This window comes from Alkalisalibacterium limincola (assembly GCF_008017755.1).
In the GTDB taxonomy this organism is placed as follows: Bacteria; Pseudomonadota; Gammaproteobacteria; order Xanthomonadales; family Xanthomonadaceae; genus Alkalisalibacterium; species Alkalisalibacterium limincola.
On record NZ_VRTS01000002.1, the window covers coordinates 275,990 to 299,190 of the forward strand.

The following is a 23,201-nucleotide window of genomic DNA, read 5'->3' on the forward strand; positions in this document are numbered from 1 at the left end:
GCTTAATCCTTGGTCACGCGGTTCAGTTCGGCAAGGCCAGTGACGCCCTGCTTCACCTTGTAAAGGGCTGATCGACGGAGGTCGTTGATTCCGGAACGCTCGGCAGCTCGGCAATCTGCATCGCGTTCCCCCCCTCCAGTACGATCTTCTGGATTTCCTCACTCATCGGCATCACCTGATAGATGCCCACCCGGCCCCGGTATCCACCGTTGCACTGGTCGCAGCCCACGGGCTCATACACCTTGAAGCCGGCGTTGATCTCGTCTTGGGTGAAGCCCTCGGCCAACAGTGCGGCATCCGGTATTTCAGCAGCTTTCTTGCAGTGGTTGCACAGCCTGCGCGCGAGCCGCTGCGCGATGACAAGCGTCACCGACGAAGTAATGTTGTAGGGCGCGATGCCCATGTTCATCAGGCGGCTGATGGTTTGCGGGGCGTCGTTGGTATGCAGTGTCGACAGGACCAAGTGGCCCGTCTGGGCGGCCTTGATTGCGATTTCCGCTGTTTCCAGATCTCGGATCTCGCCGACCATTACCACGTCCGGGTCCTGACGAAGGAAGCTGCGGAGCGCGCCCGCGAAGGTCATGCCCTTCTTGGGGTTGATCTGAACCTGGTTGATGCCCGGAACACGGATCTCGACCGGATCCTCTGCTGTTGAAATGTTCCGCTCATCGGTGTTGAGGATGTTCAGCCCGGTATACAAGGAAACGGTCTTGCCCGAGCCGGTTGGTCCCGTCACCAGGATCATGCCGTACGGCTTCTCGAGTGCCTCCAGGTAAAGCTGTTTCTGGTCGTCCTCGTAACCTAGCGCATCGATGCCCATCTTCGCGGCACCGCCATCGAGCACACGGAGCACCACTTTCTCGCCAAACAACATCGGGCAGGTGGATACCCGGAAGTCCATCTGCTTCGTCTTGGAGATATTGAGCTTGATGCGACCGTCCTGCGGGACGCGCTTCTCGGCGATGTCCAGCTGCGACATCACCTTGAGGCGCGCCGCAATTCGGGTGTTCAATTTCTGCGGTACTTTGGCGACAGTCTTCAACACCCCGTCGAGGCGGGTACGCACCCGGTAGTCGATTTCGTACGGTTCGAAGTGGATGTCGGAGGCGCCGCGCTTGATCGCATCCAGCAGCATCTTGTTTACGAAGCGCACCACGGGCGTGTCGTCGCCCTTGACGTCGGCACCACCGGCATCATCATCCGTGCCCGCCTCGACCTCCAGACTGTCGAGGCCTTCTTCATCAAGGCCCGCATCGTCGAGGGCATCCACCTGGCTGAGGGCTGTTTCGATGATGCGGCGCAACTGATCCTCATCGATGAGGATCGCCTCGACGCTCAGGTTGGCGTGGAACTTGATCTCGTCCAATGCGTGGGTCTGGGTAGGGTCCGAGATCCCTACGAACAGCCGTCCCCCACGCTTGAAGAGGGGCAGGGCCTGATGCTTCGTGATCAGCTCTTCCTTGACTAGCTTTGTCGGTGCTTGCTGCAGGTCGAGGGAAGAGGCATCAAAGACTGGGATGCCAAACTCGATCGAGTTCGCCCCGGCCACCTGCGCGGCGGTCACCAGCTTCTTCGACTGCAGCCACTGGACGATCGGCTGCTTCGCGGCTTGCGCGTCTGTCATCGCCTTGCGTGCATCGGGCTCGGTCAACGCACCGTCCAGCACCAGGCGACGAGCGATGCCAGTGATGCCAACGAGATTGGCCGTGGCTGCAACGTTCATATGAACCTCCCCTCCCGGCAGGCCGGGTCAAGGCGACTTTAACCCAAAATCGGCCCTTGGCTACACCGCCGGGACCCATGTGCCCGAGCGGCTTCCGATGTCGTACCCTTCCCGGCAGAGAGGGGAGGATGAATGAACATCTCGATAGTGATCCCTGCGAAGAACGAGGAGGGTGGTCTGAGCCGCTTGCTCCCGGTTCTCAGGGAAAAGTTCCAGGCCGCCGAGGTGATCGTCGTCAACGACGGATCCACCGACCGGACCTCCGAGGTCGCCGCCTCCTTTGGTGCGCGGGTCCTCGATAACCCCTACTCCATGGGAAACGGGGCCGCGATAAAGCAAGGGGCACGAGAGGCTTCTGGGGATGTGATCGTTTTCATGGATGGGGATGGCCAGCACGACCCCTGTGACATACCACGCTTGCTTGAAGAGCTTAAGGCGGGGTACCTCATGGTTGTCGGCTCGAGAGATCGCCACGGCCAAGCCAGCTTTGGGCGGCGGCTCGCCAATGGTTTTTACAATCGGCTGGCAAGCTGGATGACAGGATTTGCAGTCGACGATCTTACGTCAGGGTTTCGCGCAGTTCGGCGGCTGGAGTTCCTGGAGTTCCTCCATCTCCTTCCTAACGGTTTCAGTTATCCCACAACCAGTACGATGGCTTTTTTCCGCAGCGCCTATCCGGTTGCCTACGTCCCGGTCAATGTATCTCGGCGGGTGGGCACCCAGAGTCATATTCGGCCGATCAAGGACGGAGTTCGTTTCCTCCTGATCATCTTCAAGATTGCCACCTTGTACTCGCCGCTAAAGTTGTTTGTCCCAGTAGCTGCAGTCTTTTTTCTCACGGGTTTAGGTTACTACCTGTACACGTACATTACCGCCGAACGCTTTACAAATATGAGTCTTCTTTTATTCAGTGCTGCCGTCATAGTTTTTCTGATAGGGCTGGTCTCCGAGCAGATTACGTCGCTGGTTTACAGTCGTTCCCGGAGCTGAGGAATGCCCTCGCCGCGAATGCGCTTTCTTGCAAAGATGCTTCGTTCCACGCCGCTGCATCCGCAATGGCTGATCCGGCGGGAGCGACTGGTATTTGAAAAGGAGCTGCGCGAGTTGAGTGGATTAACCCTCGACGTCGGGTGTGGTGATCGATGGCTTGCCTCGCACTTGCCAAGAAACTGTCAGTATGTTGGCGTAGATTATCCGGCAACCGGAAAAACGCTTTATAATTCCAAGCCGGAAATTTATGCAGATGCGTCTTTGTTGCCTTTTCCTGACGAAACGTTCGACTGTTTGCTTATGTTTGAAGTCCTCGAGCACTTCAGGAAGCCTGGGGCAGCTCTGGCGGAGGCTGCGCGCGTGTTGGCTCGACGGGGCACGCTCGTGCTGTCCGTGCCATTTATCTACCCGCTGCATGATGAGCCCTATGACTTCCAGCGCTTTACCATTCACGGACTAGTGCGTGATCTTGACGAGGCCGGATTCACCGATGTGAGTATGTCTCGCCGCCTCAATGCGATTGAAACAGCGGCTCTCACGGGGGCAATTGCGTTAGCGTCCTCTGTGGTCATCGCCCTTAAACAGCGATCCCCGACCTTGGTGCTAGCGCCTGCGCTTCTACTTTCGATACCAGTGCTGAATCTTCTGGGTCGTATTTTCGGAATTTTGATGCCTGACTGGCCGGCGTTAACCAACGGCTATGTAATTCGAGCAAGTCGAAAGCACTTAGGCAGTCAGGACAGAGGCGGCGATAATGGATGAGCGTGGCTACCAGCTTGAATATTCGGTCATAAACGAGAAGATGCATTCTAGGGTCGAACGTCAGCGAAAGGCCGAGACAATGCGCCTGGTTCTCTCGTCAGCGATCGGCGAGCGCTGGGTGGACGCGGACGTATTGAACTTGGGATGTTCCACCGGACTGATCGACGCCCATCTCGCCCCCCATGTTCGCTCCGTCACCGGTGTAGACATCGACGAGCCAGGAATCAATGCCGCCAAGGCGCAAGCTAGCGAGCCGAACGTCACGTTTCAGGTTGGCGACGCAATGAATCTTCAGTTCCCAGAAGAGAGCTTCGATGTCGTGATCTGTTCTCAGGTCTATGAACACGTGCCGTCGGCGGTGCAGATGATGGCTGAGATTGATCGAGTACTTCGCCCTGGTGGGGTCTGCTATTTCGCAGCGACCAATCGATGGGCGGTAATGGAACGGCATCACTTCCTTCCCTTCCTGTCTTGGCTGCCGTCAGGGTTGGCGGACCGATACCTCCGTGTTGCGGGCAAGGGCGAACGCTACTATGAGCGTCATCTCGGTGTCGCTGGCCTCCGTCGGATCACGCACGCGTTCAGGGTCGAGGACTGGACCGGAAGAATACTCTTGGAACCGGAGTCATTTGCAGCGGAGTATATGTTCCCCTCCAAGGCGTCCCGTGCAGCAGCTCGCGTAATGTACAGGCTAGCCTACCGGCTGTTCCCCGGCTTTATTTGGCTGCTCTGGAAGCGCCAATCCAACACGGCACCCTGACCCGATGGGTTTTTCGAGTGGGTTGGCCGCGCTGATGCGATGGTCGAGAAGTCGGTCACTTTCCAGAACGGTTGTGGCAGTGACCGTTACGGCAGCTGCGCTGGGTGGCGTAGTCATCCTTTGGTGGGAGGCATGGGGGGACGTAGGCGTCATTCTGGCCTCCGTTGACACGGTAGATCTGGCGCTGGCTCTCGCGTTCACCATGGCCTCGATCTGGCTGGTTTTCTTGGCCTACGTCGTTCTCGTAAGACGCGCGCTAAGTACTGTGGTGGCCATTGATCATCTGGCACACCTCTACTTCACTGCTCAATTGCTCAAGCACCTTCCGGGACGAATCTGGGGTATTGGGTATCAGGCTTTGGCCGGAAGCCAGTTGGTCCGCCCAAGCCTCTGGGTGGCAGCGAGCCTGGTTCATTTGGGTGCGGCGATTGCGATGGTCGTTTGGGTGGCGGCTATCGTCCTCGTTTGGAGTAATTCGGTCCTGGGTTCGGTGTTGATCGCAGGAGCCGGCATTGCAATGTTCTTGCTGGTGCGATTCGTTTTCAGCGCGCGGCCGCTGAAGCGACTCGTCCAGCGCTCCACAAGAATCCCATGGCTCGGCGACATCCCCGTCGTCGTGGGTGCTGCCGGTGCGGGGGGGTGGATGAGCGCCTTCATGCTTCTTTTAGCCGGGACTTTGGGTACTTACGTATCCTGGGTTTTTCTCGCCTCTGCCAGTGGATTTCCTGACAACGCGGCAGCTATTCATCTGGCGGCGTTTTACATTTTGGCGTGGCTTGCCGGATATCTCGCGGTCGTGACGCCGGGCGGGTTGGGGGTGCGCGAGCTCGTATTCGCAGGGCTTGCAAGCGAGTTTCCGCCAGAACTAGTGGCGGCCCTCGCTATATTAGGTCGACTACTACTGATGACCAGTGACGTGATTTTCGGCATCGCTGTTGCACCTATCGGTCGCAAGCCGGGCTCGAAGAAAGAGCTGGAATAGGGGGAGCTCGCTTCAAGCTTAAACTTCGGACTCCACTCAAGCTGCCCTTGCATTGGAAGGCGCGACAGGAGTTGAAAAATCGGCTGCAACGACCCTTTTAAGTCAGGTCGCCTCCTCCAGGTCCAGAAGTCGGCGATAGATCTTGGCGTAGCGCGCAGCGCAATCATCCCAGCTACCCACTTCGTCGCGTGCCCATGCCTTCGCGCACCGCCCCATCGCGTCATTGGTTTCAGGCTGCTCAAGGGCTTTGATGGCTTCCTCGAAGCCGCTCGATGAGCCGCAGATCCAGCCTGTCTTTCCATGCTGAAGAAAACTGGTATGCGCGGGGATGTCCGACGCAACGATTGGCAGGCCGGCGGCCATCGCTTCAAGCATGACCTGAGGACGGCCTTCTGAATGTCGGCTCAGTGAAACCAAGCCGGTCGCTGATGGAAACCATCGCTCTTGAAGCTCTCTTGGTCCGACTGGTCCGTGAAAACGTATCCACGCTGGCAGATCGATCTGTTCTTGCATGGGACCGAACAGGTGCAACTCGCGACGCCCGTCTGCGAACAACGGTGCAGCCCAGTCCAACAATGGCCCCAATTTGGCATCGGTTAGCCGCAAGACTGCTAGCCACTTGCTCGGCTTGGTGGGCGCGTGGGACAACGCGAACCAAGCAGGGTGAATTCCGAACGGTACAAACTGGACTTTGGCTACGCCGTGGAATGCCGCGGCCAACGGCTCGGCCATCCAGTCGGCGTTCGGGCAAACCACAACCCGGCGTCCGTGAAATCTGTTCCGTAGGGCCGCGCTTAGCAGGGAGGACTGGAGTAGTGCCAGATCGCTTCCCAATGCTGTAACCAGCAACGGTCGAGTATCCCTCGGCACGGCCAGAGCGCACTGAAGCCAGTTGATGTGAAGCAGGTCGCAATCAAGGTTCCTGCGGTATGCGAACCAGAGTCGTGACAGTAGCGATACTGCATCCCTCTTGCCCATTATTCCGTCATTGCGCAGTACATGGGCGATGCCCCCGCGGCCCATGAGTTGACGTAACCAAGCCCGGTCGCCCGGAGTGAGCGCAAACGCTACAGCTGGATCCACATCTCCCGGAGGCGCCCACAGTCTCATGGACAGGTCGGCGCGGCGACCCAGAGCATCGGCCATGTAGCGGATGAAAAGTCCTCGCCAATCCTCGAGGTTCTCGGGAAAGGAGGTCGCCACCATAAGAACGCGTGTCGGAGCAGTCATTTGCACCATATTTTCGAATGAATAATTCCGTTGTCTTTCAGTGACGATCGGCATGTTATTTTCCGAAAGGCATTATTCACCTCAAGACGAATGCAGAAAGAATTCGAATAATCGAGCAAAGAAGCCGACAGGGCCTCGAAGCGAGAAATTTACGCCGCAGCGCTAACTCCATTTAAAAAATAAGCACAAACAAAATAAATAGGATTATCACTGATCGATGATCTCGACATTTACGCCACGGGCTCTCGCGTGCTCAATGACCAAGGTCGCCTCGTAGTCGAACCCCCTCTCCAAGAGGAGTGAGATAAATAGCGAAATTATCTCTGGTTCATGTTGAGCGCGGTCCACCGCCTCTGCGAGTAGTCTATGCGCCAATTGAGAATCAGCTGTAAATTGTAGGGCGTGCTGAGCAAAAGCATAATACTGCGCGGCTGGCATGTTCAGTCGTTCGGCAAGTATTGCGTATGCTTCTGAAAATCGATCATCATCGAACTCCAAGCCTCCATTTCTATAGGAGAGAAGTCCAGTGATCGTGGTAAAGTCCTGAGGGCCGATTGTTTGGGTTTCAAGCTTGCTTATCAAGCTATCCCACCACGCGGCGTCAGCCTCCCTGCCTGACGTGGCCGCCATAAGAATCAGTCCCTGCTCCGGTACTATTGAAGCGTTTGGCAGCGCGGCACCCCGCTCGAATTCAGTAATCGCCATCGAGTAGAATGGAGAGTCGGGGTTGTTGTCGGAAAAATGCATGTACTGCTCGCCCAGATCGGCGCTTGCTCGGGACGAGTTGGGATTGTTTGCAACGAGTTCCATGGCGAGATGAAGTTGGTCGCCCCAGGTAGCTGATCTGATTGTGGTTATCGATAGGACTCCAAATGCCAACGCTCCGAGGGCGACGTAGCGCATTGAGGCCTCGGGATCGAACGGCAATCGCCTTACCAGTTCGCCAGCTACGATAAGAACGCCCAAGATGGAGAAATAGTTGCGGTGTTCGAAAACCAGCTCTAACGGCAGCGGGGCGCTCGTGATTACGTGGGATGCGAAGAACCAGAAGACGCCAAGCGAAGCAAGTGGCAGTGTGGACCGAACCAGAAATGCGGCGGTCAGTAGTGAAACCAGAAAGGCAAGGCCTGCGAGCGTAATAGCTGGTTCCAATATCCCTCTGGACGCTTGGAAGGTGTCGTAGTAGAAGATCAGGTTGTGAGGCTGAGGGAACAGCGTCCAGCCGATGTACATGGGGAGGACGCGCGCCTGTGTGAGCACGCGTTCCCACGCGCCAAAATCCCGTATCGCGAATACTTCAGGCTGCGCGTAGTGGGGAATAGCGATCGTCGCGGCAGCTAAAAATGCTAGAACGGCTAGGCCGATGTAGCCGATCCTCCATGCACGTTGCCACGTGGGGGAGGCTGCCCTGAAGCGCAAAAGGGTTAGTTCCAAAGCAAGCGTGTACAAGGGGAACTGGATAGCCGATTCCTTGCAAAGCATCGCAAGCAGGAGCAGGCCACACGAGGCCAGCAACCATGGCCAGCTTCGCCCCCCCACTAGCTGCCGGGCGCGCCCTTCAAGATATGCGAGCAAGCCTGCAAGCATAAAGGTGACGGCTAGTATTTCCATACGCTGAACTACGTATAGAACCGTCGAAACTTGGAGGGGATGAGCCGCCCACAGAAGAGCCAGAAACCAGGCGGCAACGAAATACGATTCTTTCGATCTGCCTGCCCCGGCAGATTGGAAGAGTCGAAGCACAAGCGCCAACACGAGCAGCGTGTTGCAGAGATGGATGAGCAGGTTGGTCAGCTTGAACCCCCATGGGTCCATGCCCCACACGAGGTGGTCGATGGCGAAGCTGACAGTTGGAATTGGCCTCGAAAGAGCGCCGCCGTAGGCCTTGGTTGCCTCAAGCAACCCGTCCAAAGTGAGCTCTTCTATCTGGATCCGCTGCTCGCTGACTATGTTTGGGTAGTCATCGAACAGGAAGTAGCCGCTTAGTCCCGGCCAGAACACTGCAGCGACAAGAAGCATCAGGGCGATAACGGACAGAGGCCGTCGCCATGCCGGGTTCTTCATTGGTATTCCAGATCAGGGGTGGTACCCCGTCAAATGTCGCACATCCGTTCCATTTGGCGCCAGTCGTTAGAGACAGTTGCCAGGCTTGTGCTTGTCTTGGGGTACCGTGCTTGTGCACGTCCACCTCGGCACCGCAGACGCATCCCGGGTCAGGGAAAGTGCGAAGCCGTCGATTGCCGGGTTTCCCCGAAGGGTGCAAGTGATGTTGCCGGTACTGCCACCGACCACAGAGATGCTGGTGCAGCGGGACGAGCTCGTGTTGAGTCCCACGTCCTCAGGCGCAGTGATGGATGTCCCTCGGCCGAGCTGAACAAGCTCTTCGAAAGCCGTCATGCCACTGCGAATGTCCATCAGTCCTACCGAGGACTGTGATCGCGCGACGTAATCTTGATAAGACGGGATAGCGATTGCGGCAAGAATGGCAATCACAGCTACCACGATCATCAGCTCTATAAGGGTGAAACCTCGCTCCGCTTGCATGCTCTGCACTCCTTTCGCGTTACTTATTCAGTCGGTTAAGGCGGAGGTAGGGGAGTGTGCGGGGGAGGGGCGTCCAATGCAGGGAGGGGCCCGAAAGCCCCTCCCTGGGTGAAGCAACTGGCGCTAGCGCCAGCCAGCCGCGACCGGCTTAGTTGCAGCCCGACGGCAGGTACTTCGCGTCCAAGCCCGGCACGGTGCAGTTGTACGCGCCCGCAGTGGTGCGGGTCAGCGTAACGACCTTTGTGTCAACTTGCGGATTACCACGCAGGGCGCAAGTGATCGTGCCGGTCTCGTCGATGTTGCCAGCAATCGTCAAGCAGCGCGTCGTGGAGGCACGGAGACCCAGGGCCGACAGTGCGGCGGCACCAGTAACACCGGTCGAGCCACGGTTGATCTTCTCTTCGAACGCGGTCACGCCGCCACGGATGTCCGACAGACCGGCAGTGACCTGCGAGCGGGCGACGTAGTCCTGGTAGGCCGGCAGCGCAATCGCGGCCAGGATGGCGATGATCGCCACGACGATCATCAGTTCGATCAGGGTGAAACCTTTCTGCATCTTCTTCATAACGTAATCCCCTAGGTGGATTCATCTAATTGGTTGCCACGTGCATCACCGCCTGGCCCGGCATCCGTGAGGACAGGGGCGGTGATACGGCGTGCTCCCCGGTTGTGCACGATCCGTGCCAGCTTTCTGATCCCTGCTGCGGGACCGGTCGTGCCCGAATGTTTATACGGCATGCGTCACGGATTTGGGACGCGCGGCTATAAGTGACGTGCTGCGTCACTTATTGAAATGTGACGGCAGTCGCACTTGTGTGCTCGGCGGAGGGCGCGGATGTCCCCGTCGCGAGGCATTCCGGGACGGGTACACTTGGCGACGACATCCATGGGGGATCCGATGAAAGTCAGGGCTGCCGGTGCCGAATGGGCGCTGTTGGGGTTGTTCGTTCTTTCGGGCTTCGCGGGGCTGATCTACCAGTCGGTTTGGTCCCACTACCTCGGCCTGACGCTGGGTCACGCCGCGTACGCCCAGACCTTGGTTCTGGCGATTTTCATGGGCGGGATGGCGGGCGGTGCGTGGGTCGCCAGTCGATACCTCGGCCGATGGGAACACCTGATACTCGCGTACGCCATCGTGGAGGCCGTCATAGGTCTGTGTGGCTTGCTGTTCCACCCGGCATTCATGTCTTACACGGCGATGTCCCAGGATCTGGTGCTACCGTCCCTCGCAGATCCGACTGCTGTTCGGGCTTACCAGTGGCTGAGTGCCGCGGTCCTGATCCTGCCCCAATGCGTATTGCTCGGCGCCACCTTTCCCTTGCTCAGTGCCGGCTTCCTAAGGATTGCGCCTGCCGATGATGGACGAGTTTTGGGCGGGCTGTACTTCACGAACAGTATTGGAGCCGCATTCGGAGCCCTCGCGGCCACGTTCCTGCTGCTGCCGTGGATCGGGATGCCGGGCTCGATTACCTTCGCGGGGGGCATCAATCTTGTAGTTGCAGTGGGTGCATGGTGGGTTTGGCGGGAACTGAGGGGCGCCCCCATTCGCGCGGTGCCTTGTGTGCCGGACGGCGGGGCACGTGCAGGGGATACCCATCGCCCCGCAGCCGTCGGACCCTCCGTGGCAGTGGTCCTTCTCTGGGCCACGTTTCTTTCCGGAGCGTTCTCGTTCGTATACGAGATCGGGTGGATCCGCCTTCTCAACCAAGCCCTCGGTACGACGGTGCATTCGTTCGAGCTGATGCTTGCCGCATTCATTTCCGGCTTGGCATTCGGTGGTCTCTGGGTGCGCTCGCGTAGTAGCAGGATTACCGATGCGATCCGCTACGCCGGCTACGCCCAGGTCTGGATGGGCTTGGCGGCTTTGGCGTCCGTTGTTTTCCTCACCCAGAGCTTTTCGTGGGTGGGCTGGCTCGTCGATGCCCTTCCGCCAACCGATGAGGGCTACGCTCTTTTCACGGTCGGGAGCGCCATCATCGCGTTGTTGATCATGTTCCCGGCGGCCTTTTTTGCAGGGATGACCCTGCCACTCTTCACGATGGCGCTTCTGCGTCGGGGCGAGGGAGAAAGGAGCATCGGGCGCGTGTACGCCGCCAACACGCTGGGGGCGATCGTTGGCGTCATGGCTGTGGTCCACTTGCTTATCCCGCTAATGGGCGTACGGATGGCGGTCACGATGGCCGCGTTGGGAGACGCCCTGTTGGGCCTCTACCTGCTGCGATTCGTTGCCACGCCAGTGGTGGGCCGACGTTGGGGCGCTGTGGTTGCGTGCACCGCGGCCATGCTTGTTGTGAGCCTGGTTCTCGGCCAGCCCGATCCACTTCGCCAGGCATCCGGTGTGTTCCGCACGGGCGTGGCCTCATTGTCCAATGTCAACGAGGTCTCTTTTCTCGAGGATGGAAAAACGGCAACCATTGCCGTGTACCAGAGGATGGATGGTCGGTACGGATTCATCTCCACCAACGGAAAGCCTGACGCGTCGCTCGCTATGAGCGAGCAGGACCCGCCGACCGACGACGAGATCACCATGTTGATGGCCGCTGCGCTCCCGCTGGGCCTGCACGCTTCTCCCCGGGATGTTGCTGTCATCGGGTGGGGCTCGGGACTGACGACGCACACAATGCTCGGGAGTCCGGTGCCGGAGCGGGTGGTCTCCATCGAGATCGAGCGCGTCATGATCGAAGGTGCTGCCGGATTCGGGGATCGAGTGCGACGTGCCTACGAGGATCCGCGCTCCGTGATCCGGATCGACGACGCGCGAACGCAATTCGCGACCATGGGCGAGGGCTTCGACATCATCATCTCGGAACCTTCAAACCCGTGGGTGAGCGGTGTGGCCAGCCTGTTCACATCCGAGTTCTACGGCCTCATCAGGACGCAACTGCGAGAGGGCGGGCTGTTCGTCCAGTGGCTGCAGGCGTACGAGATCGACCAGGCCCTTCTGATGCGGATGGTCAACTCGCTCGTGCAGGAGTTTCCACATGTGGATGTCTATCTGACCAATAGCGCGGATTTCCTCTTCGTCGCTGGCAACGCACCTCTCGCTGACTTCGATGCCACGCGAGTGGGAGATGGTGAGCTGCAAGCTGAACTCTCGCGGGTTGGCTTGGATGGCCAGGCGGACTACGCGGTGCGTCGAATTGGAGGCAGGTCCATGCTCCAGGCGGTGGGACGGCTGTATGGAAACCAGCTGCACTCGGACTTCCATCCCGTCGTGGCGCTCAACGCTCCACGATCACGGTTCAAGGGTGAGAGCGCACTTGTCTTCATGGACCTGGTGCTGGGTGGATTCCCTGTCCTCGAGTTCACCGAAGGAGGGGCGAGGCCCGACGCAAGGTTGGTTTCGGACGCTGCTGCAAGCCTGCTCGCCGGTGACGCGAGGCTGGCCGTGGAGTATAGGGCCGCGCTGCTGGGAGTCTCTCGGGAAGTCGCATCCGGTGCGTTTGAGCAAACCGAGCTTGTGCGTGAGTTGGTCCAGCTTGGCGACTCGCCAATGGAGCAAGGCCATACCGTTCGGTGGACCGAGCTGGTCAGCACTTTTGCCGAGCGGGTGATTGGCAACTTCCCACCGGATGCGCTGCATGGAGTCTTCATGATCCGGACTGGATCGCAGCAGAGAGTCAGCCTCCTGTGGTGCAAGCTGTCCTGTCGGTCTACCAGCAGCTGGCCCGGCGCGAGACTTCCGGGTTGCTTGCCTCGGCCCAAGGTGTCCTAAGGGATTACCGCGACGACATTTCAGATCTCACGGCCGAGCACATGCTCATGGCTGCGCAAATCGGTGCGATCGCCTTGAACCAACCCGAGACGGTTTTCGAACTCAACCAGTCGTTGGGTCCAATCGCTCCCGTATCGTCGCGCTACGGATTCGCCAGGGCCTACCTGCTTTCGTGGGCAGACGGCATGGGAGGCCCGCAGGCTGACTAGTCGATCCCGAGCTTTTTGAGCTTGTAGCGCAGCGCGCGGAACGTGATTCCGAGCTGGGCGGCGGCCTTGGTCTTGTTGTAGCGACATTCCAGCAGCGCCTTCTCGATCGCCTCGCGCTCGAGCTGCTCGATGTACTCGGGCAAGCCTTCATTGCCATTGCCATTGACCATCGCGCTGCCGTTGCCATTCCCGTTGCCGTTGGACAACGCAGGCATCGCCGGCATCATGCCGGTCACGCGCGGGCTGTAGGGCTGGGCGCCGGGGGTGTGTTCACCCTGCGGCAGGTGCAGGTCGGACGGGGTGATCCTGCCGTCCTCACATAGCGCCATTGCGCGCTCCAGCGTGTTCTCCAGTTCGCGCACGTTGCCGGGGAAGCTGTAGTTGTTCAGTGCGTCGATCGCCTCGGTGCTCAGCTTGGCCGGCGACTCGTCGCCCATCTCCTCGGCCAGCCGCGCCAGGATCGCTTCGGACAGCTTGGGGATGTCCTCGCGGCGGTCGCGCAGCGGCGGCACCGGCAGTTCGATCACGTTGATGCGGTAATACAGGTCGTGGCGGAAGGTGTTGTTGGCCACCAGTTCGGCCAGGTTCTTGTGCGTGGCCGACAGGATGCGCACGTCGATCGGCAGTTCGGCCTGCCCGCCCACCGGGCGCACGCGCTTTTCCTGGATCACGCGCAGCAGCTTCACCTGCATGTGCAGCGGCAGCTCGGCCACTTCATCCAGGAACAGCGTGCCGCCACTGGCAGCCTGGAACAGACCTTCCTTGTCGGTGTGCGCGCCGGTGAAGGCGCCCTTCTTGTGGCCGAAGAACTCGCTTTCCATCAGCTCGGTCGGGATCGCGCCGCAGTTGATCGGCACGAACGGGCCGGCTGCACGCGGACCCTGTTCGTGGATCAGTCGGGCGACGAGCTCCTTGCCGGTGCCGGATTCACCGCTGATGTAGACCGGGGCCTGGCTACGCGCCAGCTTGCCGATCTTGCCGCGCAGCTCGGCCATCGCCGGGCAGTCGCCGATCAGCTTGGCGCTGGCGGTGCCGTTGCTGCGGCGCTCCTCGTTGAGCTTGAGCGCATGCTCCACCAGCCGCCGCAGCACGCTGAGGTCGACCGGCTTGGAGACGAAGTCGAAGGCACCGAACTTCAATGCGTCCACCGCGGCCTCGACGTTGCCGTAGGCGGTGATCATCGCGACGGGTGTTTCGGGGTGGTGGCTGCTGAGGTGCTTGATCAGGTCCATGCCGCTGCCGTCGGGCAGGCGCATGTCGGTCAGGCAAAGGTCGTACTTGTTGCTGGGCCTCGCCAGCAGGTTCTTCGCGCTGGCCACGTCGGGGGCGGTGTCAACCCGGATGCCCATGCGACCCAGTGTCAATACCAGCAGTTCGCGGATGTCGCGTTCGTCGTCGACGATCAGGGCATTGCGGGCAGGGACCATGGCGCGCGACGGCTTTCGGAGGCGAGTGACGACACAGTAGCTCAACAGCCCGGCACAAATGCAGTACAAGTGTCACGGTTTTGTACTAGTCGACGTCGATTATCCCTGCGCTTTCGCAAATTGGATGCGGAAATGGCTGCCGCCGCCGGCCACCGTCTCGTAGCCCAGCGTGGCCTGGTTGGCCTCGCATAGCTGGTGGGCGATGTACAGGCCCAGGCCGGTGCCGTGCTCGGAGGTCGTGTAGAAGGGTTCGAAGATGTTCTCCACCACCTTGGGGGGAATGCCGGGGCCGCGGTCGATGACGCTGAGGCTCGGCGTCTGGCCGGGCTTGGCCGGGTTCGCCACGACGCTGATCCGGGCGGGCTCGCCAGGCAGCCGTCCGTAGGTGATGGCGTTGGACACGAGGATGGTGACGATCTGGTGCAGCTGCTGGTTGTCGACCAGCACGCGGACCGGGCTGGTCTCGGCCCGGGCGTTGAGTTCCACGGCTTCCAGGGGTTGGCTCGCCTTGTACTCGTCGACGAAGCGCTTCACCCACAGCGCCAGTTCCACCGGTTCGGGCTGGGCGCGCTCGCGCCGGGCCATGCCGAGGATGTTCTGCACGATGCCGTTCATGCGCGTGCACTGGGTGTTGATGATCTCAACCAGCCTACGGTCCGCCTCGGGCAGCACTTCGCACTCCTCCAGCAACTGCGCGGAGTAGCTGATGGCGGCCAGCGGGTTGCGGATCTCGTGCGCGATCGAGGCCGACAGCCGGCCCAGCGTGTTCAGCGTGAGCTGCTCGGCCTTGCGCGAAAACAGGGTGGTGTCCTCGAGGAAGATCAGGACCAGCTGCTCGTCGCTGCCCAGCAGGGTGAAGCGGGGAATCACTTCGGCGACGTCTTCGGCCAGCGCCACCGGCTTGGTGTCGGGCGGGCGGCCGTTGCGCCAGCCCCAAAGGCGCCGTGACAGCTCGGGGGCCACGGTGCCCAGGCGGCGCTCGTCCGCGGGGGGGTTGCCCAGCAGGTGCCAGGCGGACTCGTTGAACATGCGCACGCGGTTGTCGTCGTCCACCACCAGCAGGCCGGTGCGCATGCGGCGGATGATCAGTTCGTTGACCTGGGCCAGGTTGGCCAGGTCGATGTCGCGCTGCTCCACCAGCTGCTGGCTGGCGCGCATCTGCTGGCCGAGCTGGTGGGTGAACAGGGCGATGCCGAGGTAGCTGATGGCGAACATGACCGGCTCGGCCAGGCTGCGCCCCTGCTCCAGCATGGCCGCGTTGCCGCCGGCCAGGAAGAACTGCAGCAGCAGCGCGCCACCGGCGAGCGCCGCGACCAGTAGCGCACTGGGCAACGACATCAGGATGGCGGCCGCGCCGATGTTGATGACCAGCAGCAGGGCGATGCCGCTTTCCAGTCCCGCCATCGTGTGGATGGCGATCGCCGCGGCGGCGATGTCGATGATGACGCCGGTGCCGGCCTGTATCGACAGGCTGCGCTCGGGGTCGCTGCGGATGGCCAGCAGCAACACCGCCGCCACCAGATAGAGGACGGCTGCCGTCTGGGCGATGAAGGGCTGTTCGAGCACGACGAAGAACTCGCCGAACGGGCTGAACGCCAGGAACGCCAGCAGGCCGGCCTCCAGCAGCCGGTAGAGCGAGAAGAAGTACAGCTCGCGCCGCAGCGCGTCGTGGCCGGTGGCCCGGCTGTTTCCACTCCACCAATCGACAAACCCCACGCCGTGCTCCCCCGCGGCCGGCGCGCAGGTGGCGCCGTCGGGGAAGTATAGGCCGTGCCCGGGCGGCGCACGGGCCGGGCGGGCGCTGGCGCTGCGGGGTCTTTTGCCTTTGGCTGGTCCATCGGCGAAAATAGGGGGCTTGCCCGGGCCGTTGCAGCGCCCGGGACATCTTCGGCGCTGTCGCGCCGGTCCCCTCCCGCTCCAGCTGTCGATGGGTGTTGAATGAACTTTCATGAGTATCAGGCCAAGGAACTGTTCGCCGAGTACGGCATCCCCGTACCCGCCGGGCGCGTAGCGCGCACCACCGAGGAGGCCGTCGACGCGGCCAAGGCCCTGGGCGGCAACTTCTGGGTGGTCAAGGCGCAGATCCACGCCGGTGGCCGCGGCAAGGCCGGCGGCGTGAAGCTGTGCAAGACCCTCGACGCGGTCAAGGAAGCGGCCAACGGCATGCTGGGCACGAAGATGTCCACCTACCAGACCGCCGGCGTGGAACTGCCGGTCGACCTGGTGCTGGTCACCGAGGCCGGCGAGATCGACAAGGAGCTCTACCTGTCGGTGCTGGTCGACCGTTCCACCAAGGCCATCACCTTCATCGGTTCGGCCGAGGGCGGCGTCGAGATCGAGGAGGTCGCGAAGACCAACCCCGATGCGATCCACAGCCTCAACGTGAACTTCATCGAGGGCCTGCAGCCCTACCAGTGCCGCCAGATGGGCTTCGCGATGGGCCTGACCGCCAAGCAGGTCGGCCAGCTGACCAAGCTGATGACGGGCCTGTTCAAGCTGTTCAATGAAAAGGACCTGGCGCTGGTCGAGCTCAACCCGCTGGCCATCCTCAAGGACGGCAACCTGGCCGCACTCGACGGCAAGGTCGACTCCGACGACAACGCGGCGTTCCGCCAGCCGAAGCTGGTGGCGATGCGCGACATCCGCCAGGAGGACGAGACCGAGGTGGCCGCCAGCCAGCACGACCTCAACTACGTGACGATGGACGGCACGATCGGCTGCATGGTCAACGGTGCGGGCCTGGCGATGGCGACGATGGACGTGATCCAGCTCGAGGGCGGTTCGCCGGCGAACTTCCTCGACGTCGGCGGCGGCGCCACCAAGGAGCGCGTCACCGAGGCGTTCAAGCTGATCCTGTCCTCGGACAAGGTCAAGGCGATCTTCGTCAACATCTTCGGCGGCATCGTGCGCTGCGACATGATCGCCGAGGGCATCATCGCCGCGGTCAAGGAAGTCGACGTCAAGGTGCCGGTGATCGTGCGCCTGGAAGGCACGAACGTGGAGAAGGGCAAGGAGTTGCTGAAGAGCTCCGGCCTGGCCATCCAGGCGCCGACGACATCAACGATGGCGCGAAGAAGGCCGTTGCGGCCGCCGCGGCCGCCTGACCCCACGAATCTTAGGAATACCCCATGAGCGTTTTGGTTGACAAGAATACGAAGGTCATCGTGCAGGGCTTCACCGGCACGCAGGGCACCTTCCACGCCGAGCAGATGCTGGAGTACGGCACCAAGGTGGTCGGTGGCGTGACGCCGGGCAAGGGCGGCCAGACCCACATCGGCCTGCCGGTGTTCAACACCGTCATCGATGCGGTGGAAGAGACCGGCGCCGACGCGTCGGTGATCTACGTGCCGCCGCCGTTCGCGGCCGATGCGATCCTGGAGGCGGCCGACGCCGGCATCCGGGTCATCGTGTGCATCACCGAGGGCATCCCGGTGCTGGACATGCTGCGGGTGAAGAACGCGCTGGACCAGTACGACGACGTCACGCTGATCGGTCCGAACTGCCCCGGCATCATCACCCCGGGCGAGTGCAAGATCGGCATCATGCCCGGCCACATCCACAAGCCGGGCCGCGTGGGCATCGTCTCGCGCTCGGGCACGCTGACCTATGAAGCCGTGAAGCAGACCACCGACGCCGGCCTCGGCCAGTCGACCTGCATCGGCATCGGTGGCGACCCGATCCAGGGCATGAACTTCATCGACGCGCTGGTCCTGTTCCAGAACGATCCGCAGACCGAGGGCATCATCCTGGTCGGCGAGATCGGCGGCACCGCCGAGGAAGAGGCCGCGGAGTTCATCGCCGAGTACGTCACCAAGCCGGTGGTCGGCTTCATCGCCGGTGCGTCGGCCCCTCCGGGCAAGCGCATGGGCCATGCCGGTGCGATCGCGTCGGGCGGGCAGGGCACCGCCGAGGGCAAGTTCGCCGCGCTCAAGAAGGCCGGTGTGACCACGGTGAAGTCCCCGGGCGACCTGGGCCGTGTGCTGGCGGAGAAGATGAAGGGCTGAGCTCCTCGTCCCGCCGGAACGTGAAAAGGCCGCCCCAGGGCGGCCTTTTCGTTGGAGCGACAGAGCACCACAATTCATGGTCGGGGGGAGTGGGCCGAGGCCCGCCCCATGGCTGTGAGACGCGCTACGGGCCATCTTCCGGCGGGCGAACCCGCCGGCCCCCAAGCCCGCTGCGCACCATGGGGCGGGCCTGGACCCACCCGAATCGGGCCTGAATGTTAACTTCCGGTGAGTTCCGAAACCGGGATCTGCGTCACGGCAATCGCGTTCACAGCCAGGCCCGGGCTGGGCCGTGCGGGTGGATCGAAGCCGGCCGCTTGCACGGCGATGCACAGCGCGGGCGCGGTTTGCGGCGGTGCATGACGCATAATTGGCGCCATGAGCCGACCCCTGCGCATCGCCCTGGCCCAGTTCGACTTCCCGATCGGGGCCGTGGCCGAAAACGTCGAACGCATCCGCGCCTTCATTGCCGAGGCCCGCGACACCCACCACGCCGACCTGGTGCTGTTCCCGGAACTGGCCATCAGTGGCTACCCGCCCGAGGACCTGCTGCTCAAGCCCAGCTTCCTGGCGGCCTGCGAGGCTGGGATGGCCGCACTGGCCGACGCCACCCGCGGCATCGTGGCGGTGGTCGGGCATCCGCAATCCGCCGGCTCGGTGGTGTACAACGCGGCCAGCGTGTTGCGCGAGGGCTGCATCGAGCACACCTACCGCAAGCGCGAATTGCCCAATTACGCGGTGTTCGACGAGCGCCGCTACTTCGCCCGCGGTGGCGCCCACCCCTGCGTGGTCGAGCTGGCCGGCGTGAACGTGGGCGTGCTGGTGTGCGAGGACCTGTGGCACGACACGCCGATCCGCCAGTGCGCCGAGGGCGGCGCCGAAGTGGTGGCGGTGATCAATGCCTCGCCGTTCGAGCGCGACAAGGCGGTCGATCGCGACGCCCTGCTCGCCCAGCGCTCCGGTGACCATGGGGTCGGCATCGCCTACCTCAACGTGGTCGGGGGACAGGACGAGCTGGTGTTCGATGGCAGCTCCTGCCTGGTGGACGGCGACGGCACCGTGCACAACGCCGCGCGCGCGTTCGAGGAGCACTGGCTGGTGGCGGAGTTCGATCCGGTCGACCGCAGCTTCACGCCCCTGCGCTGGCCGGAGGAGGCCGACGAGAGCCGCGAGTCGCTGGCCTACCGCGCCGCGGTGCGCGGCACCCGCGACTACGCTGCCAAGAATGGCTTCAAGAAGGTTCTGCTGGGGCTTTCCGGCGGCATCGACTCCTCGCTGGTGCTGGCCATGGCGGTGGACGCCGTGGGCGCGGACAACGTGCTGGCCGTGCGCCTGCCCTCGCGCTACACCGCCGACATGAGCAACGACCTGGCTGCCGAGCAGGCGGCTGCGCTGGGCGTGCGGCTGGAGACGATAGCGATCGAGGCGCCGTTCACCGGCTTCCTCGAGGCGCTTGGGCCGGTGTTCGAAGGCCATGCGCCCGACGTGACCGAGGAGAACCTGCAGTCACGCTGTCGCGGGGCGCTGCTGATGGCCTTGAGCAACAAGTTCGGCCACCTGCTGCTGACCACCGGCAACAAGAGCGAGTACGCGGTGGGTTACGCAACGATCTACGGCGACATGTGCGGCGGCTACGCGCCGATCAAGGACCTGTACAAGACCGAGGTGTACGCGCTGTCGCACTGGCGCAACGCGCAACAGCCCACGGGCGCGGCGCCGGCGATCCCGGCGGGCGTGATCGAGCGTGCCCCCTCGGCGGAGCTGCGCGAGAACCAGACCGACCAGGATTCGCTGCCGCCCTACGAGGTGCTCGACGACCTGCTGCGCATCTGGATCGACGAGGACGGCTCGCGCGAGGACCTGCTGGCCGCCGGCCACAGCCCCGGGGACATTGCCCGGGTGACCTGGCTGGTGAAGACCAACGAGTGGAAGCGGCGCCAGGCCGCGCCGGGACCGAAGCTGTCGCGACGCGCGTTCGGACGCGAGCGACGCTATCCGATCACCAGCGGCTGGAAATAGCTTCCCCGGGCCTGGTGCAGGTGCCGGGCAATGAAAAAGCGCCCGGGTGGGCGGCTTTTTCGTGGCGTTGGCCGGGGCTCAGCGGCCGCCGGCGAACGGGTTCAGGCGGTTCAGCCCGCCCCGGCGCTGCGGCCAGTCGCCGCTCAGCCAGGGATGGTTGGGTTCATTGGCCTGCAGGACGCGACGCGAGTCGCTGGCCAGGTCGTCCTGGCCCAGGCGCGCGTAGGCGGCGCCCATCAGGGCCACGGCGTCGTACTGGAACTCGCTCTGCGGGTAGGTTTCGAGCACGAACTGGCCGCGGTTCGCGGCGGCCAGGTAGGCGCCCTTGTGGTAGTTGAACAGACCCACGTTGATCTCGTGCTGGGCCATCTGGTTGCGCAGGTAGACCATGCGCTGCCGCGCGTCGGCGGCGTAGATGCTGTCGGGGTAGCGGCGGATGAGCTCGGCGAAGTCGTTGAAGCTCTGGCGCACCGAGCTCTGGTCGCGCTGGGTCATGTCCAGGCGCGCGATCCGCTCGGTGAACGCGTTGTCGCGGCTGAAGTTGATCAACCCCTTGAGGTAGTACATGTAGGCGATGTGCTCGTGCGTCGGGTAGGTACGCAGGAAGCGGTTCACCGTGGAGGTGGCTTCGGGGTACTTGCCGGCGCGGTACTGGGTGTAGGCCAGCTCGATCTGCGCGTGCTCGGCGTAGGCGCCGGACGGGAAGCGGGCCACCAGGCGGGTGTAGTAGCGCTCGGCGCGGCCGAGGTTGCCGCCGACCAGGGCGCTCTTGGCCTCGGTGTACATTTCTTCCACCGGCAGCGTCTCGGTGGGCTCGGAGCGCTGGAAGAAGCGCCCGCAGCCGGTGATCGCGAGGACGAGGGTGATCAGGACGAGGAGGCGCAACAGGCCGGAAAATCGGGTCATCGTGGGCTCGATACCTATAGGGGGCGCATGGCGACGCCAAGACCGGGATAATAGCGCATGGTCCGAGACGGGCTCCAACCGAGGTAAAACCCCGCATGAATGCCGATCCGCGCGACGAAGACGATACCGAACTGCTCGAGGCGGAGGTACCCATGCATGCGGCTGGGCGGCGTTTCGACCAGGTGTTGGCCGAGATGTTCCCCGATTTCTCCCGTTCCAGGCTGGCGGAGTGGATCAAGTCCGGCGACGCGTTGCTGGACGGCAAGCAGGTCAGGCCGCGCGAGGCGGTGCGCGGCGGCGAACCGGTGGCGGTGCTGGTGAAGATGGAGACCGAGACCCGCGCCGAGCCCGAGGACATTCCGCTGCACGTGCTGCACGAGGACGAGGAGGTGCTGGTCATCAACAAGCCGGCCGGCCTGGTGGTGCATCCCGGCGCGGGCAACCCGCGCGGCACGCTGGTGAACGCGCTGCTGCACCGCGACGCGAAGCTGGCCGAGCTGCCGCGCGCCGGCATCGTGCACCGGCTCGACAAGGACACCTCCGGCGTCATGGTGGTGGCGCGCACGCTGCGCGCCCACACCAACCTGGTGGAGCAGCTGTCCGGCCGCGAAGTGCACCGCCAGTACGTGGCGGTCGTGGCCGGTCCGATGATCGCCGGCTCGACGGTCGACGCGCCGATCGGGCGGCACCCGACCGACCGCGTGCGCATGGCGGTGGTGGCCAACGGCCGCCCGGCCATCACCCACTACCGGGTGCGCGAGAAGTTCCGCGCCCACACGGTGGTGGAATGCCGGCTGGAAACCGGGCGCACGCACCAGATCCGCGTGCACATGGCGCACGTGCGCCATCCGATCATCGGCGACCCGATGTATGCGCGCCTGACCCAGCCGCGCGGCGCCACCGAAGCGCTGTCGGAGGGTCTGCGCGCATTCAAGCGCCAGGCCCTGCACGCCGAGAAGCTGGCCTTCGCGCACCCGGCGACCGGGGAGACCCTGACCACGGAGGCCGGGCTGCCGGCCGACATGCAGCACCTGCTGGCATTGCTGCGCGAGGACACCGAGGCGTTCAACGCCCGCGGGGGCCGCTGAGTGCCCTGGCCCGAGCCCCAGGGCCCGAGTGCCGGCATGGCTTCGGTGCTGGAGGCGCAGCGCGAGGCGGCCACGGCGATCCGCAACAGCGTGCTGCTGGCCGACTGGCCGGCCCCGGCGGGCGTGGTCGGCCTGACCACGCTGCGCGGCCCCTGGGGGCGACTCGCGGCCGCCGTTCGACCGCTTCAACCTCGGGCAGCCGCGTGACGACCAGGGCGACGACCCGGCCACGGTGGCGGCCAACCGCCGCGCGCTGGAGCGCGGCCTGGACCTGCCCGGCCCGCCGCGGTGGCTGCGGCAGGTGCACGGCACCCGGGTCGTCGTCGAGCCCGGGCTGGACACTCCGGAGGCCGACGCCGCCGTGACCGCGGTGCCCGGGCGGGTGTTGGCAGTGCTCACGGCGGACTGCCTGCCGGTGCTGCTGTGCGCCGAGGACGCCGGCGAGGTGGCGGCCGCCCATGCCGGCTGGCGTGGGCTGGCCGGCGGCGTGCTGGAGGCCACGGTGGGCGCGATGCGCACGCCGCCCGGGCGCCTGCGCGCGTGGGTGGGGCCGGCGGCAGGGCCTGGCGCCTACGAGGTGGGGGAAGAGGTGTACACGGCGTTCGTCGACGGCCACGCCGCCGACGTGGCCGCGTTCGTGCCCACCCGCCCGGGCCATTGGCGCGTCGACCTGTACGCGCTGGCGCGCAGGCGGTTGCGGGCGGCCGGACTGTCGGCCCACGCCGTGTCCGGGGGCAGCCTGTGCACGATCTCGGATCCGCGCAACTTCTACTCCCACCGCCGCGAGGGACGCACCGGCCGCATGGCCAGCCTGGTGTGGATCGACCCCTGACCCGGCAAGG

Annotated in this window: 15 protein-coding genes and 3 pseudogenes; 10 read left to right on the top strand and 8 right to left on the bottom strand. The window is 63.2% G+C overall.

Features of this window, described 5'->3' with window-relative positions:
* Positions 1–2: 2 nt before the first annotated feature.
* A pseudogene (gene pilB, locus FU658_RS04310) lies at positions 3–1,723 on the bottom strand (type IV-A pilus assembly ATPase PilB).
* 132 nt (positions 1,724–1,855) lie between these two features.
* On the opposite strand from pilB, the gene FU658_RS04315 reads away from it, so the two are divergent.
* The 4 genes from FU658_RS04315 to FU658_RS04330 all read left to right on the top strand — a co-directional run bounded on the left by FU658_RS04315 (position 1,856) and on the right by FU658_RS04330 (position 5,217).
* Entirely contained in the window at positions 1,856–2,713 is an 858-nt protein-coding gene (locus FU658_RS04315; RefSeq protein ID WP_147890946.1) for a glycosyltransferase family 2 protein, read from the top strand.
* An 18-nt stretch (positions 2,714–2,731) separates the two neighbouring features.
* Positions 2,732–3,475: a class I SAM-dependent methyltransferase gene (locus tag FU658_RS04320; RefSeq protein ID WP_187265908.1), complete on the top strand. Its 744-nt coding sequence runs from the start codon at positions 2,732–2,734 to the stop codon at positions 3,473–3,475.
* Entirely contained in the window at positions 3,468–4,235 is a 768-nt protein-coding gene (locus tag FU658_RS04325; RefSeq protein WP_147890948.1) for a class I SAM-dependent methyltransferase, read from the top strand. The genes FU658_RS04320 and FU658_RS04325 overlap by 8 nt, the downstream gene beginning before the upstream one ends.
* A 79-nt stretch (positions 4,236–4,314) precedes the next feature.
* Positions 4,315–5,217 (top strand): hypothetical protein, encoded by a 903-nt coding sequence (locus tag FU658_RS04330; protein WP_147890949.1) that lies wholly within the window; start codon positions 4,315–4,317, stop codon positions 5,215–5,217.
* Positions 5,218–5,319: 102 nt separating this feature from the next.
* Here the strand turns inward: FU658_RS04330 and FU658_RS04335 are convergent, their stop codons facing one another.
* The 4 genes from FU658_RS04335 to FU658_RS04350 form a co-directional block, all read right to left on the bottom strand.
* The gene (locus FU658_RS04335) at positions 5,320–6,501 is read right to left on the bottom strand and encodes a glycosyltransferase family 4 protein (RefSeq protein ID WP_255505405.1); all 1,182 of its coding nucleotides are present in this window, start codon (positions 6,499–6,501) and stop codon (positions 5,320–5,322) included.
* 153 nt (positions 6,502–6,654) lie between these two features.
* Positions 6,655–8,511, bottom strand: coding sequence for a hypothetical protein (locus FU658_RS04340; RefSeq protein WP_147890950.1), 1,857 nt, complete (start codon positions 8,509–8,511; stop codon positions 6,655–6,657).
* Positions 8,512–8,577: 66 nt separating this feature from the next.
* Positions 8,578–8,991: a pilin gene (locus FU658_RS04345; RefSeq protein ID WP_147890951.1), complete on the bottom strand. Its 414-nt coding sequence runs from the start codon at positions 8,989–8,991 to the stop codon at positions 8,578–8,580.
* Between the two features lie 148 nt (positions 8,992–9,139).
* Complete coding sequence (locus FU658_RS04350) at positions 9,140–9,556, bottom strand: pilin (protein ID WP_147890952.1); 417 nt, start codon at positions 9,554–9,556, stop codon at positions 9,140–9,142.
* A 306-nt stretch (positions 9,557–9,862) separates the two neighbouring features.
* On the opposite strand from FU658_RS04350, the gene FU658_RS04355 reads away from it, so the two are divergent.
* A complete protein-coding gene (locus tag FU658_RS04355; protein ID WP_187265909.1) occupies positions 9,863–12,706 on the top strand; it encodes a spermine/spermidine synthase domain-containing protein in 2,844 nt (947 codons plus the stop codon).
* A gap of 205 nt (positions 12,707–12,911) precedes the next feature.
* Here the strand turns inward: FU658_RS04355 and FU658_RS04360 are convergent, their stop codons facing one another.
* The gene (locus tag FU658_RS04360) at positions 12,912–14,342 is read right to left on the bottom strand and encodes a sigma-54-dependent transcriptional regulator (protein WP_147890954.1); all 1,431 of its coding nucleotides are present in this window, start codon (positions 14,340–14,342) and stop codon (positions 12,912–12,914) included.
* 99 nt (positions 14,343–14,441) lie between these two features.
* Positions 14,442–16,058, bottom strand: a complete 1,617-nt coding sequence (locus FU658_RS04365; RefSeq protein ID WP_255505406.1) for a sensor histidine kinase — start codon at positions 16,056–16,058, stop codon at positions 14,442–14,444.
* 222 nt (positions 16,059–16,280) lie between these two features.
* Here FU658_RS04365 and sucC point away from each other — a divergent pair.
* From sucC to FU658_RS04380, 3 genes and pseudogenes are all read left to right on the top strand, one after another.
* Positions 16,281–17,446: pseudogene (gene sucC, locus FU658_RS04370) on the top strand (ADP-forming succinate--CoA ligase subunit beta).
* Positions 17,447–17,470: 24 nt separating this feature from the next.
* Positions 17,471–18,346 carry a succinate--CoA ligase subunit alpha gene (sucD, locus tag FU658_RS04375; RefSeq protein WP_147890956.1) on the top strand — a complete coding sequence of 292 codons (876 nt, stop codon included), beginning with the start codon at positions 17,471–17,473 and terminating at the stop codon, positions 18,344–18,346.
* Between the two features lie 378 nt (positions 18,347–18,724).
* Entirely contained in the window at positions 18,725–20,365 is a 1,641-nt protein-coding gene (locus FU658_RS04380) for an NAD+ synthase (RefSeq protein WP_147890957.1), read from the top strand.
* A gap of 78 nt (positions 20,366–20,443) precedes the next feature.
* Here the strand turns inward: FU658_RS04380 and FU658_RS04385 are convergent, their stop codons facing one another.
* On the bottom strand, positions 20,444–21,271 hold the full coding sequence (locus tag FU658_RS04385; protein WP_147890958.1) for an outer membrane protein assembly factor BamD: 828 nt from the start codon (positions 21,269–21,271) through the stop codon (positions 20,444–20,446).
* A 95-nt stretch (positions 21,272–21,366) separates the two neighbouring features.
* Here FU658_RS04385 and rluD point away from each other — a divergent pair, with 95 nt between their 5' ends.
* Together rluD and pgeF are read left to right on the top strand one after the other, a co-directional pair.
* The gene (gene rluD, locus FU658_RS04390) at positions 21,367–22,359 is read left to right on the top strand and encodes a 23S rRNA pseudouridine(1911/1915/1917) synthase RluD (protein WP_147890959.1); all 993 of its coding nucleotides are present in this window, start codon (positions 21,367–21,369) and stop codon (positions 22,357–22,359) included.
* Between the two features lie 36 nt (positions 22,360–22,395).
* Positions 22,396–23,191 (top strand): annotated as a pseudogene (gene pgeF / locus FU658_RS04395) (peptidoglycan editing factor PgeF).
* The last annotated feature ends 10 nt before the right edge of the window (positions 23,192–23,201 follow it).

Coding starts and splice junctions, on each gene's coding strand:
- FU658_RS04315 (WP_147890946.1), top strand. CDS start 1,856: ATGAACATCTCGATAGTGATCCCTGCGAAGAACGAGGAGGGTGGTCTG.
- rluD (WP_147890959.1), top strand. CDS start 21,367: ATGAATGCCGATCCGCGCGACGAAGACGATACCGAACTGCTCGAGGCG.
- FU658_RS04360 (WP_147890954.1), bottom strand. CDS start 14,342: ATGGTCCCTGCCCGCAATGCCCTGATCGTCGACGACGAACGCGACATC.
- FU658_RS04320 (WP_187265908.1), top strand. CDS start 2,732: ATGCGCTTTCTTGCAAAGATGCTTCGTTCCACGCCGCTGCATCCGCAA.
- FU658_RS04385 (WP_147890958.1), bottom strand. CDS start 21,271: ATGACCCGATTTTCCGGCCTGTTGCGCCTCCTCGTCCTGATCACCCTC.
- FU658_RS04340 (WP_147890950.1), bottom strand. CDS start 8,511: ATGAAGAACCCGGCATGGCGACGGCCTCTGTCCGTTATCGCCCTGATG.
- FU658_RS04380 (WP_147890957.1), top strand. CDS start 18,725: ATGAGCCGACCCCTGCGCATCGCCCTGGCCCAGTTCGACTTCCCGATC.
- FU658_RS04325 (WP_147890948.1), top strand. CDS start 3,468: ATGGATGAGCGTGGCTACCAGCTTGAATATTCGGTCATAAACGAGAAG.
- FU658_RS04345 (WP_147890951.1), bottom strand. CDS start 8,991: ATGCAAGCGGAGCGAGGTTTCACCCTTATAGAGCTGATGATCGTGGTA.
- FU658_RS04350 (WP_147890952.1), bottom strand. CDS start 9,556: ATGAAGAAGATGCAGAAAGGTTTCACCCTGATCGAACTGATGATCGTC.
- sucD (WP_147890956.1), top strand. CDS start 17,471: ATGAGCGTTTTGGTTGACAAGAATACGAAGGTCATCGTGCAGGGCTTC.
- FU658_RS04335 (WP_255505405.1), bottom strand. CDS start 6,501: ATGCCGATCGTCACTGAAAGACAACGGAATTATTCATTCGAAAATATG.